Here is a 13127-nt window from a genome sequence, read left to right on the forward strand (position 1 = left end):
CACGGTGACGGCTTCCTCGATGGCAGTCAGCGCATCCTCACGCCGCCCCAGCTCCCCCAACCGGATGGAGAGGTTGTTCAGACTGGCGGCGAGGTCAGGCAGGAAGACGTCGGGGCGTGCTGCGGCCAGCTTGCGGCGAACGCTGACGGCTTCCTCGATGGCAGTCAGCGCATCCTCACGCCGCCCCAACTCCCCCAGATGGACGGAGAGGTTGTTCAGGGTCGTGGCGAGGTTGGGCAGGAAGGCGTCGGGGCGTGCTGCGGCCAGCTTGCGGTAGACGGTGACGGCTTCCTCGACGGCAGTCAGCGCATCCTCACGCCGCCCCAACTCCCGTAGATCAACGGAGAGGTTGTTCAGGGCCGTGGCGAGGTTAGGCAGGAAGGCGTCGGGGCGTGCTGCGGCCAGCTTGCGGCGAACGGTGACGGCTTCCTCGATGGCAGTCAGCGCATCCTCACGCCGCCCCAGCTCCCCCAACCGGATGGAGAGGTTGTTCAGACTGGCGGCGAGGTCGGGCAGGAAGGCGTCGGGATCGGTAGCGGCCAGGGCGCGGTGGTGCTCTGCGAGTCGCTGGGCGAGATGGGCGGCTGTCTCGGCGAGGTTGTAGCTCGTGGCCGGGAGTCGGTTGGCGAGTTGGCGCAGGGTGTCGAGGGCTGTGTCAGGAGCATCGACAACCCGGGTCAGGGCGTGCAGGAGTGGTGTGGGGGCTTCGGTCTGGGTGGCAACTTCGATTGCTGCCGGCACTAGTGCGTCAGGGTGGCTAAGGCACAGCTCGGTAATCAGAGGAGCAAGTGAGCTGCACAGGGGTGGGTGGGTTGCGGCCCGCGTGGACACGGTCAGCAACTGTCGGACCTGGGCCTCGGTGGCATCGTGCAGTAGCCGTTCGGGCAGGCCAGGATGGGCCAGCAAGTGCCGGCCGGTAAAGCGTTCGGCGAGTCGATCCGGCCGGAGACTCTCCCACACGCCATCATCGGTCGGGGGATAAAGCTCGGTGATCCAGCGGTGCACGCTGTTGCGGCGGTCCTCGCTCTGGTCCGACAGTCCCGGGACCCTGGCGAGCAGTCTGTCGGCTTGTTGCCGGTCGGGCGCTCCGAGCAGGAATGCGGCGGCCAGGGCGTGAGTGAGGGTGTCCATGGTCAGCGCTGGATGAAGGTCGCGTGCGATGGCGGAGGTCTCCCAGTAGCGCCGTTCGTGGCGTAGCAGTCGGTCTTCCACCCCCGTAGCCGGTCTGGGTCTTGTTGCGGTATCGGGTGGTTGGGCGGCGTCGAGTAGGTCGGCCAGGGCGGTCATGTGCAGGGTCAGAGCCGTGCTCATGCCTTCCCTGTCAATCGCAGCTGCTGAGACGTTCCCGGCGAGCCGATGGGCCAATGCCGGCCAGTCGTGATGTTGCCAGCCTTGGACGAAGGGGAGTTGCCCAGCGAAGCTGTCGACCGCCTCCCGGTAGCCGTCCAGCCGGTTCCCAGACTCCGATTCCAGGACACCCAGATGCGTGACCGGTGTGTCGTCCAGCAGTTCCTCGGCTGCGGGTGTCTTGGCCTGCAAGGTCTGCCACCAGTCGCCCGCCGTGCGAGCGAGCAACAGTACTTTCACTGCGGTGCCAGTGCCCATGCCGATGCCATGCTGGGCCAGGGCCTGACAGAGGTCGGTGAGCTGGCTGGTGCGGGTCTCGGCGTAGTCCACAACGACTAGTGCAGGCGCCGTCGCCGAGGCCACCACCTCCAGGGAGTCGTCCGCAGCGTCGGCACGCAGCCACAGGACGGCCCACGGCTTCTGTCTGGCGAGCATGGTGGCGAAGTGGTGGGCGAGGCGAGTTTTGCCCTGCCCCCCGGGGCCGTGGATCAGCCACGCGCCGAAGCCCGGTAGGCCAGCCCACGTGTGCAGTTGCGTGAGCAGGTCCTCGCGTCCACGGAAGGGGACGACCGCCCGCCTCGCCCTCAGTAGTGTCGCGGGCGATGAAACCGTTGGGGAGCCGGTGGCGTTGAACGTGTCGGTGTGGTCCGCCAGCCCTTGCCACTCAACCGGCTCCATCCCAGTGCCTGCCTCCGGGGCATGCAGGGCAAGGGTGTCGCGAAAGGCCTGGTCGTGAAGCAGCACGTACAGAGGAACGGCGTGCAAGCCGGCGTGGGCCAGTCCTGCCAGGTCAGCAGCGATCACCCCGGTGAGCAGGTCCCCGCAGAAGACAGCCCCGCCGGACAGACCACCCCAGGGGCTCCCGTCCGTGGACTGGGGCGGGTGCTCACCCAGGGTTACGACGTGCTGGTTGCCGACACGGCCGCTGATGGGATTGATCGTGCCAGTGGCCTGCCACAACTCCACCGGCCTGCCGGACCGCTGGATCATGTTCGGCACCCCCACGGCCTGGCACATCGTTCCCGGCCGGCTGGTGACTAGCCGGCCCCAACGGGTCTCTGGACCAGTGGGCGGTTGCCAGGCCGGGTCGTCCACAACGAGCAAGGCTGCATCGTCCCGGCCGCCCGGAGTGCCCCGCCATACCACCTTCGCCGCGTACCGCACCGTCCGGCCCGGCTGGAAAAACTCTGCCGACTTACCCAAGGCAGGGACGACGTGAGCTGAAGTCAGCACCAAATGATCAGTGATCACATAGCCCGAACCCTGCCCGTCGGCACCGTCGACGGCCACCACACGTTCGCGATTCATCCCCGCCCCGATAAACCCCATGCCAAGGCCAAGCCCAGGATGAAGTCAGTCTTCGATCCTGTCCTCGACATTTCCCGGGCCCTGCTGCCGGTCCGGACTGCCATGAATGAGGAGATCCCCGCCCCCCGGCTTCTTCGGAGTCAAAACGATCTTCACCCGCTGCGTTCTGCCCCGCGCCACCCCAGCCTCCGCATCCGCGGACACCACCCAGGCCTTGAATCCGGCCTTCACCTTCGCATCAGCCCGCAACTCCACCGCGAACTCCAGCTCCACCGGCCCGACCTGGAAAGCCAGATCCGGTCCCGCACCCCGCGCCGCGGCCTCCAGCAGCTCATCTCGCAACACTGCCACCGCATCCGCCAGCTCAATCTCCATACGCCCGCGCCCTCCCCTCCAAGCGACCCGGCACCAACGGTCACACCGTCGCATCGCGCCCCGTACGGCATTGCACACGTAGAAGGACCACCATCCCACCGCAACAGTTCCATCCGTCACCCAAACGAAGTACAAGCGGCAACTGATGCCGCACAGACCGCACGCAACGCAAGAACGGGCTGCCCTTCATCGCTCTGGACGGGGTAGTGAGTCCCCAGACGTCCCCCAATGCGGCTAAGGGAGAGAAGAACGCCTGCTCAGATTGAGCGGGGCCAGCCCTCTGTACATCTGCCGGCTCCGCCTTCCCAGGTTCGAATGCTGGCGCCGCCGCGCGGGCCCTTTGTTATGCGGTCTCGCGATCGGCGCGTTGCCTCGCGCTGGGACGCCCAATCTCGAAGTGTGCGGACAGGACCACGGCTGGAGCCCAGCCGCGCTGGAGGGCACAACGAGGGCACAACAGCCTCGTACGGGTTCAACGGGAGCCAATGCCAGCAAACGTCATTTCCCCAGGTCAGCAACCTAGCTTGACAGTCGCCGCAGACCATGCCCGAAAGGGCGACACCCCCGCACAGGGTGTCGCCCTCTCTCGTGGGCCGGGGCCGCCGCCCATCGGTCTTGAGGGTCGGGGACAGGCGGCGGACCCGGGGTCCGGTGCTCGGGGTCAGCGGTGGTCGCTGCCCTGCGAGCTGGAGGCCGCCCGGCCCGCTTCGAGGCGGGCGACCGGGATGCGGAACGGGGAGCAGGAGACGTAGTCGAGTCCCACCTCGTGGAAGAAGTGGACCGACTCCGGGTCGCCGCCGTGCTCGCCGCAGACGCCGAGCTTCAGGTCGGGGCGCGTCGCGCGGCCGGCCTGCACCGCGGACTTCACCAGGGAGCCGACGCCGTCCTTGTCGATCGTCTCGAACGGGCTGACGCCGAAGATGCCCTTCTCCAGGTACGCCGTGAAGAAGGAGGCCTCCACGTCGTCGCGGCTGAAGCCCCACACCGTCTGGGTGAGGTCGTTCGTGCCGAAGGAGAAGAACTCCGCGGCCTCGGCGATCTGGCCGGCCGTCAGCGCGGCGCGCGGCAGCTCGATCATCGTGCCGATGGCGAGCTTGAGCTGTACGCCGGTGGCCGCCTCGACCTCCGCGATGACCTGGTCGGCCTCCTCGCGGACGATCTCCAGCTCCTGGACGGTGCCGACGAGCGGGATCATGATCTCCGCGCGCGGGTCGCCCTTGGCGTTCTTGCGCTCGGCGGCCGCCTCCGCGATGGCCCGTACCTGCATGGTGAACAGACCGGGGATGACGAGGCCGAGGCGCACACCGCGCAGGCCCAGCATCGGGTTCGCCTCGTGCAGGCGGTGCACCGCCTGGAGCAGGCGCAGGTCGTTCTCGTTGGCGTCCTTGCGGGACTCGGCGAGCGCGACACGCACCGACAGCTCGGTGATGTCGGGCAGGAACTCGTGCAGCGGCGGGTCCAGGAGACGGACCGTGACCGGGAGGCCGTCCATCGCCGAGAACAGCTCGACGAAGTCCTTCTTCTGGAGCGGCAGGAGCGCCTTCAGCGACTCCTCGCGCTCGGCGTCGGTGTCCGCCAGGATCAGCCGCTCGACCAGCTCGCGGCGGTCGCCGAGGAACATGTGCTCGGTGCGGCACAGGCCGATGCCCTGGGCGCCGAAGCGGCGGGCGCGCAGCGCGTCCTCGGCGTTGTCGGCGTTGGCGCGTACGCGCAGGCTGCGCTTGCGGTCGGCGAAGGCCATGATCCGGTGGACGGCCTCGACCAGCTCGTCGGCGTCGTCGGCGCCGGCGTGCATCCGGCCCTCGAAGTACTCGACGACCGGGGACGGCACGACGGGGACCTCACCGAGGTACACCTTGCCGCTGGAGCCGTCGATCGAGATGAGGTCGCCCTCCTCGACGACGTGCCCGCCGGGCACGGTCATCCGGCGGCGCTTGGTGTCGACCTCCAGCTCCTCGGCGCCGCAGACACAGGTCTTGCCCATGCCGCGGGCGACGACGGCCGCGTGGGAGGTCTTGCCGCCGCGCGAGGTGAGGATGCCCTCGGCCGCGATCATGCCGTCGAGGTCGTCGGGGTTGGTCTCGCGGCGAACGAGGATGACCTTCTCGCCGGAGCGCGACCACTTCACCGCGGTGTACGAGTCGAAGACCGCCTTGCCGACCGCGGCGCCCGGCGACGCGGCGATGCCCCGGCCGACCTGCTGGACCTTCGCGTCCTCGTCGAAGCGCGGGAACATGAGCTGGGCGAGCTGGGCGCCCGTCACCCGCTGGAGCGCCTCGGCCTCGTCGATCAGGCCCTGGTCCACGAGCTGCGTGGCGATGCGGAAGGCCGCGCCCGCCGTGCGCTTGCCGACCCGCGTCTGGAGCATCCAGAGCTGGCCGCGCTCGATGGTGAACTCGATGTCGCAGAGATCCTTGTAGTGGTTCTCCAGGGTCTCCATGATCTGCATGAGCTGGTCGTACGACTTCTTGTCGATCGACTCCAGCTCGGCGAGCGGGACCGTGTTGCGGATGCCCGCGACGACGTCCTCGCCCTGGGCGTTCTGGAGGTAGTCGCCGTAGACGCCCTGGTGGCCGGAGGCGGGGTCGCGGGTGAAGGCGACGCCGGTGCCGGAGTCGGGGCCGAGGTTGCCGAAGACCATCGAGCAGACGTTGACGGCGGTGCCGAGGTCGTGCGGGATGCGCTCCTGGCGGCGGTAGAGCTTGGCGCGCTCGGTGTTCCAGGAGTCGAAGACCGCGTGGATGGCGAGGTCCATCTGCTCGCGCGGGTCCTGCGGGAAGTCCCGGCCGGCCTCGGTCTTGACGATCTTCTTGAACTTGGTGACGAGCTTCTTGAGGTCCGCCGCCTCCAGGTCCGTGTCGACGGTGACCTGCTTGAGCTCCTTCGCCGCATCCAGCGCCTCTTCGAAGAGCTCGCCGTCGACGCCGAGGACCGTCTTGCCGAACATCTGGATCAGGCGGCGGTACGAGTCCCACGCGAAGCGGTCGTCGCCGGCCTGCTTGGCGAGGCCCTGCACGGACTTGTCGGAGAGCCCGATGTTCAGGACGGTGTCCATCATGCCGGGCATGGAGAACTTCGCACCGGAACGGACGGAGACGAGCAGCGGGTCGTCGGCCTGGCCGAGCTTCTTGCCCATCGTGGCTTCGAGGGCCTCGAGGTGCGCACTCACCTCGTCACGCAGTGCCGCCGGCTCGTCGCCACTGTCGAGGTACGTCTTGCACGCCTCGGTGGTGATCGTGAAGCCGGGCGGGACGGGGAGACCCAGGTTGGTCATTTCGGCGAGGTTGGCACCCTTGCCCCCGAGCAGGTCCTTGAGGTCCCTGTTGCCCTCGGTGAAGTCATAAACGAACTTCGCTCCGCCAACGCCGTTTCCGGTTACGTGGGGATCTTTGTTTTCCGACACGAGCCTGACTCCTCGACGTCGCGGTGGCTGCCCTGACGACGGGGAACATACCCAGATCGAAGGCGTCTGGGTACGTCCACTTGCGCGTCATGCGCCTGTAACCACTCGTCCGCCACCAGATCCAAAGTCAAGGGTTGGCAAGTCATCGGGCACCGATGTTTTCACTTCTTGAACGGATGAGGCCCCACAAGTGGCCTTTGGCGCTCACGTGAGCGTCGTTCAGCACGTCTGAGTTTAATCGATGAACGATCAGAGGGTGGCACTGAGTGCCACCCCTTAGGGAAGTGCAGCCGCCCAAGATCCGCTCATCTGAGCGTTGCCCCTATCAAGGGTGGCGAGAATCACGCCACCAGGAGGAGCCAGATTTCATCATGCGGACCACGATCCGGACACGACACACGGAGGCACCGGGAGATACGGACACGACACACGGATGGCTCACCCGGCCGCCCCACACGGATGGCTCACCCGGCCGCCCGGTCACACGCCGAGCGCCGCCAGCCGTTCCTCGGCCCGCTCCGGCGCGTACAGGTGCTCCACGACCAGCGCGCCCGCGCCCACGAGCCCGGCCCGCTCGCCGAGCCGCGAGGTCACCACGTCCAGATGAGCGGTGGAACGCGGCAGCGCCCGCTGGTACAGCAGCTCCCGGACGCCCGTGAGGAAGGGCGTGCCGGCCAGATCCCCGGCGATCATCAGCACGCCCGGGTTGAGCAGGGTCACCACGGTGGCCAGGACGTCCCCGACCTGCCGGCCCGCCTCCCGCGCGAGCGCCGTCGCCTCGGGGTGCCCGGCCGCCAGCAGCTCGCGCACGTCCGAGCCCGACGCGGCCGGGACCCCGGACTCCGCGAGCCGGCGCGCCACCGCGCCACCACTGGCCACGGCCGCCAGACAGCCGTACGAACCGCACCGGCACAGCGCGTCGGCGCCCACCCGGATGTGCCCGATGTCGCCGGCTCCGCCGTCGATGCCCCGGTAGACGGTGCCGCCGACGACCATGCCCGCGCCGATACCGGTGGAGACCTTGACCAGCGCGAACGCCGAGCAGTCCGGATAGCCGGTGCGCTGCTCCCCGTACGCCATGAGGTTGGCGTCGTTGTCGACGAGCACGGGGACCCGCGCGGCGCCGGTGCCCGCGTGCTCGGCGAAGGCGCGGCCCAGCCGTCCCCGTATGTCGTAGCCGTCCCAGCCGGGCATGATCGGCGGCTGGACGACGCGGCCGGTCTCGCTGTCGACGGGGCCCGGCACCGCGAGTCCGATGCCGCACACGGCGTCGGCGCTCCGGCCGGACTTCCCGACCAGCTCGGCGAGCCGGCGTCCGAGTTCGCCGAGCACCGCCTCGGGTCCGTCGTCGACGACCAGGGGGCCCGCGTGCTCGGCGAGGATCTCGCCCGTCAGGGTGAGGACGGCGGTCCGGCCGTGCCGGGTGTCCAGGTCGGCGGCGAGGACGACGGCGTGCTCGTCGTCGAACTCCAGGGTGATGGAGGGGCGTCCGCCCAGCGGCGAGTCGACGGGTCCGCCCGCGCCCTCACGGAGCCAGCCCGCGCGGAACAGCCGGTCCAGGCGCTGGCCGACCGTGGCCCGCGACAGACCGGTGGCCCGCTGGAGCGCCCCGCGCGTGGTGGCGCGGCCGCTGCGCACCAGTTCGAGAAGTTCTCCGGCGCTCGCCTGGTTCCCGGTCTTCACGGTCACTCCCCGCCTTTCCGTCATGCGCACCCTCTTGCGTTCCCCAACTCTGCATTACATATTGAGTTTTGCGTGTTAAATAGACGTAACCCTACGGCAGATACTGCCGAACCGGCCGGCCGGACGTCTTCGGGGAGACCTGAGTGGACAGCACGACCCAGCTCACCGCCCTGCACAGGGGACCCGTCACCCCCGTGCGTACCACGGGCACTCCGGCGCACGCCTCCGGCCCGCCCTCCCCGCCCCGCGCGGACGGCGTCGTCCGGAGCGGACCGCCCGTATACGATCCCGGCGGTCCGTCAGGATCGCTGCACCTCAAGGCGTCCCGGGTACTGGACGGCAACTGGACCGGAACGTCCACGGTGCCCTCGCGCGGCCTGTACCCGCACCAGTGGTCCTGGGACTCCGCGTTCATCGCGATCGGCCTGCGCCATCTGTCACCCCTGCGGGCGCAGACGGAGCTGGAGACGCTGCTCGGCGCGCAGTGGGCCGACGGGCGTGTGCCGCACATCGTGTTCAACCCCTCCGTCCCGCTCGACGCGTACTTCCCGAGCCCCGACTTCTGGCGCTCCTCCACCGCCGGGCGCGCCGCGGGCGCCCCGCGCACGGTACAGACGTCGGGCATCGTGCAGCCACCGGTGCACGCGCTGGCGGTGTGGCTGGTGCACCGGGCGGACCCGGGACTGTCCAGGGCCCGCTCGTTCCTCTCCCGGATGTATCCCCGCCTGGCGGCCTGGCACCGCTATCTCCTGCACCGCCGGGACCTGGGCGGCGGGGGCCTGGCCAGCGTGGTGCATCCCTGGGAGCAGGGGATGGACAACAGTCCCTGCTGGGACGCCCCGCTCAGCCGCGTCACCCCGGCGCCGGCCCGCTCCTTCCGGCGCGCCGACCTCGACCACGGGGCTCCCGAGGACCGGCCGACGGATCTCGACTACGGGCGGTACGTACGGCTGGCCGCGGACTACCGGGACCGTGGATACGCCGACGGCGGCGGCGAGTTCGCGGTCGAGGACCCGCTGTTCAACGCCCTGCTGATCGCGTCGGAGCACGCGCTGGCCGAGATCGCGCGGGAACTGGGCGCGACGGGGACGGCCCGGCACGCGCGCGCGGAACGGCTGACGGCGGCGCTGGTGGAGCGGCTGTGGGACCCGGCGGAGGGCATGTTCTTCTGCCGCGACGAGCGAAGCGGCGGCGGGCGCGGTGGTGCGCTGATCCCCGAGAGCAGTGTCTCCGGGCTGCTGCCGCTCATCCTGCCCGCGCTGCCGCGCGACATCGCCGCCACGCTCGTACGGACCGCGTACGGGCCGCGCTTCGGCCTCGGCGGGGCGGCGCGGCTCGTGCCGAGCTACGACCTGACCGGCGAGGCGTTCGACCCGCACCGCTACTGGCGGGGGCCCGCCTGGTTCAACACCAACTGGCTGCTGGAGCGGGGGCTGCGGCTGCACGGGGAGCACGGACGGGCGGACGCGCTGCGGGCCGCCCTGCTGGACACGGCCGGCGAGTCCGGGTTCGCGGAGTACGTGGACCCGTTCACCGGCGAGGCCTGCGGAGCACTCGGTTTCAGCTGGACGGCGGCGCTGACGCTCGATCTGCTGCACGAGCCCTCCGGGGCGGCACCGGTCGTGTCCCCGCAGGGGCGCGACGCGTTGACCGACACGGCACCGGACACCGGCGCCGGTGGCGCGGGACGACGCGCATTCGATTTCGAGGCGGACACCAAGGGAGGGGACCGGGGATGACGGACCGGCATCATCTGCTCGTGCACGGTGGGACGTTCGCCGCCGTGGGCGACGGCGGGGACATCAGCGGAGTGCGGGGCGGGAGTTCTCCGGACGGGCTGTTCGTACGGGACGCCCGGCATCTCAGCCGCTGGCAGCTCACGGTGGACGGCGCGGTGCCCGAGGCGCTCACGCCGGTCGCGGACGGCGACACGGCACGCTGTGTCCTGGTGCCGCGGGGCGGCCGCAACGAACCGCCCGCCTACACGCTCTTCCGTGAACAGGCCGTCGCCGAGGGCTCGTTCGTGGAGGCACTACGCGTCACCAGCAACCGTCCGACGGCCACGACGGTCCGGATCGCGGTCACCGCCGACGCCGACTTCACGGATCAGTTCGAACTGCGGTCCGACCACCGCACCTACGCCAAGACGGGCGTCGTACGCCAGCGGCAGGTCCTGGACGACGGGGTCGAGTTCAGCTACCGGCGCGGGGAGTGGAGGTCCCGTACGACGGTCACCTCCGAGCCCGCTCCGGACGGCGTGGAGGAGACGGGCACGGGCGCGCGGCGGCTCGTCTGGACGCTCGACCTCGAACCGCACGGTTCGGCGGAGCTGGCGCTGCGCGTCGCGGCGCGTCCGCACGGCGCCGCGCACGAGCCGCGTGTCCCCGCCTCGCCCGCCGCGGCGGGCGAGCGGCTCCTGGCCCTGGAGGGCGAGTTCGCGCAGGGGGTGCCGTTCCCGACCGGCTGGCCGGAGCTGGCCGCGGCCTGTGCGCGCGGCCTGTCGGACCTGGCCGTCCTCCAGGTGCCGGCGACGGGCCCGGACGGCGAGGAGCTGCGGGTGCCCGCGGCCGGGGTGCCCTGGTTCCTGACCCTGCTGGGCCGCGACGCCCTGCTCACCTCGCTCTTCGCGCTGCCCTACCGGCCGCAGCTCGCCGCCGCCACGCTGCCCGCGCTGGCCGCGACCCAGGCGGTCGAGGTGGGGGCGGGCGCGGTCGCCCAGCCCGGCAAGATCGTGCACGAGGTGCGGCACGGCGAGCTGGCGCACTTCGGGCAGGTGCCGTACGGGCGTTACTACGGCTCGGTGGACGCGACGCCGCTGTTCCTGGTCCTGCTCGGCGCCTACACCGAGCAGACCGGTGACCCGACCCTGGCCAGGCGTCTTGAGCCCAACGCCCGTGCGGCGATCGGCTGGATGCTGGACCACGGCGGGCTGACCTCGCGCGGCTATCTCGTCTACCGCGCGGACGGCGGCGGTCTCGCGAACCAGAACTGGAAGGACTCCCCCGGCGCCATCTGTTCGGCCGACGGCAGCCGCCCCAGCGGGCCGGTGATGGCGGCGGGCGCGCAGGGATACGCGTACGACGCGCTGCGCCGCACCGCCCAACTGGCCCGCACGGTCTGGGACGACGAGGTCTACGCGGCGCTGCTGGAACAGGCCGCCGCCGATCTGCGCGACCGTTTCCAGCGGGACTTCTGGATGAGCGAACACGCCTTCCCCGCCCTGGCGCTGGACGGCGACGGCCGGCACGTCGACGCGCTCGCCTCGGACGCCGGGCATCTGCTGTGGTCCGGTCTGCTGGACAAGGAGTACGGCGAACTGGTCGGCCGGCGGCTCCTGGAACCGGACTTCTTCTCCGGCTGGGGTGTGCGCACGCTCGCGGCGGGCCAGCCCGCGTACCACCCGCTGTCGTACCACCGCGGTTCCGTCTGGCCGCACGACAACGCCCTGATCACCCTGGGGCTGGCGCGGTACGGACTGCACGACGAGGCCCGGACGGTGGCGCACGGGCTCGTGGACGCGGCCACCGCCGCGGGACACCGTCTGCCGGAGGTCATCGCGGGCTACGGCCGTGACACCCACGCCCAGCCGGTGCCCTACCCGCACGCCTGCGTACGGGAGTCGCGTTCGGCGGCGGCGCCGCTGGCCCTGCTCGCGGCGGTGGGCGGGGCGTAGGACCACACGGGGAACCGGGCGGCGCGGGGGCGGCGTCCGGGTGCCGTCCGGTGTGCGCGCGGGCGGCGCGCGCACCGGACGGCCGGTGGATCAGCCGCCGGAGGTGTCCAGTTCGGCGTCCTCGGAGATGCCCGCGCAGTCGTAGGGGTCCTTCAGCCAGCCGTCCGGCAGGACGACCCGGTTGTTGCCGGAGGTGCGGCCGCGCGGTCCGTCGGCGCCCGCCGGCCACGGCTGGTCCTGGTCCAGCTCGGCCAGCCCGTCGGAGAGTTCGGCGAGCGAGGAGGTGATCGCGAGACGCTTGCGCATCTCCGAGCCGACCGAGAAGCCCTTGAGGTACCAGGCGACGTGCTTGCGGAAGTCGATGACACCGCGCGCCTCGTCGCCGATCCACTCGCCGAGGAGCGTGGCGTGGCGGACCATGACGGCCGCGACCTCGCGGAGCGTCGGCCGCGCGTAGGCGTCGGGGCGGCCCTCGAAGGCGGCCACCAGGTCGCCGAACAGCCAGGGCCGGCCGAGGCAGCCGCGCCCGACGACGACGCCGTCGCAGCCGGTCTCGCGCACCATCCGCAGCGCGTCGTCCGCCGACCAGATGTCGCCGTTGCCGAGGACGGGGATCTCCGGCACGTGCTCCTTCAGCCGGGCGATCGCGTCCCAGTCGGCGGTGCCGCCGTAGTGCTGGGCGGCGGTGCGGCCGTGCAGCGCGATGGCCGTCACGCCCTCCTCGACCGCGATCCGGCCCGCGTCCAGGAAGGTGATGTGGTCGTCGTCGATGCCCTTGCGCATCTTCATGGTGACGGGCAGGTCCCCGGCGCCGCTGACGGCCTCACGCAGGATCGCGCGCAGCAGGTTGCGCTTGTACGGGAGGGCGGAGCCGCCGCCCTTGCGGGTGACCTTGGGGACCGGGCAGCCGAAGTTGAGGTCGATGTGGTCGGCGAGGTCCTCTTCCGCGATCATGCGGACGGCCTTGCCGACGGTGGCCGGGTCGACACCGTAGAGCTGGATCGAGCGCGGCGTCTCGGTCGCGTCGAAGTGGATGAGCTGCATGGTCTTCTCGTTGCGCTCGACCAGCGCCCGCGTGGTGATCATCTCGCTGACGAACAGTCCCTTGCCGCCGCTGAACTCGCGGCACAGCGTGCGGAACGGCGCGTTCGTGATCCCGGCCATGGGGGCCAGGACGACCGGCGGCCGCGCCGTGTGCGGGCCGATCGAGAGCGAGGTGTTCAGCGTGGGGTCCACCGTGGACGTGGGCGTGGGCATTCCCCCATTGTGGCGTACCGGGCCGGGTGCTCGCGCGGAAGATCATGTAGTGGTCATTAGTTAGACACACTATCGACAACG

The 13127-nt window shown here is 70.6% G+C and carries 7 protein-coding genes; 2 read left to right on the plus strand and 5 right to left on the minus strand.

The genetic code is table 11. The annotated features are described in order from the left end of the window. From ACFRIC_RS10055 to ACFRIC_RS10070, 4 genes are all read right to left on the minus strand, one after another. On the minus strand, nt 1-2655 hold a 2655-nt coding region (locus ACFRIC_RS10055; RefSeq protein WP_382782219.1), incomplete at its 3' end, for a tetratricopeptide repeat protein. 45 nt (nt 2656-2700) lie between these two features. Then, nucleotides 2701-3030: a trypco2 family protein gene (locus tag ACFRIC_RS10060; RefSeq protein WP_382782222.1), complete on the minus strand. Its 330-nt coding sequence runs from the start codon at nt 3028-3030 to the stop codon at nt 2701-2703. A 661-nt stretch (nt 3031-3691) separates the two neighbouring features. Beyond that, on the minus strand, nt 3692-6433 hold the full coding sequence (gene ppdK, locus ACFRIC_RS10065) for a pyruvate, phosphate dikinase (RefSeq protein WP_382782226.1): 2742 nt from the start codon (nt 6431-6433) through the stop codon (nt 3692-3694). A 480-nt stretch (nt 6434-6913) separates the two neighbouring features. Continuing rightward, on the minus strand, nt 6914-8140 hold the full coding sequence (locus tag ACFRIC_RS10070; protein ID WP_382782229.1) for an ROK family protein: 1227 nt from the start codon (nt 8138-8140) through the stop codon (nt 6914-6916). A 119-nt stretch (nt 8141-8259) separates the two neighbouring features. Here ACFRIC_RS10070 and ACFRIC_RS10075 point away from each other — a divergent pair, with 119 nt between their 5' ends. Both ACFRIC_RS10075 and ACFRIC_RS10080 read left to right on the plus strand, forming a co-directional pair. Then, on the plus strand, nt 8260-9855 hold the full coding sequence (locus ACFRIC_RS10075) for a hypothetical protein (protein ID WP_382782232.1): 1596 nt from the start codon (nt 8260-8262) through the stop codon (nt 9853-9855). Continuing rightward, nucleotides 9852-11789 carry a glycogen debranching N-terminal domain-containing protein gene (locus tag ACFRIC_RS10080; protein ID WP_382782235.1) on the plus strand — a complete coding sequence of 646 codons (1938 nt, stop codon included), beginning with the start codon at nt 9852-9854 and terminating at the stop codon, nt 11787-11789. The genes ACFRIC_RS10075 and ACFRIC_RS10080 overlap by 4 nt, the downstream gene beginning before the upstream one ends. A 90-nt stretch (nt 11790-11879) precedes the next feature. Here ACFRIC_RS10080 and dusB read toward each other — a convergent pair whose 3' ends face one another. Continuing rightward, on the minus strand, nt 11880-13046 hold the full coding sequence (gene dusB, locus ACFRIC_RS10085) for a tRNA dihydrouridine synthase DusB (protein ID WP_382782238.1): 1167 nt from the start codon (nt 13044-13046) through the stop codon (nt 11880-11882). Nucleotides 13047-13127 lie beyond the last annotated feature (81 nt).

This window comes from Streptomyces sp. NPDC056738 (genome assembly GCF_042790435.1).
In the GTDB taxonomy this organism is placed as follows: domain Bacteria; phylum Actinomycetota; class Actinomycetes; order Streptomycetales; family Streptomycetaceae; genus Streptomyces.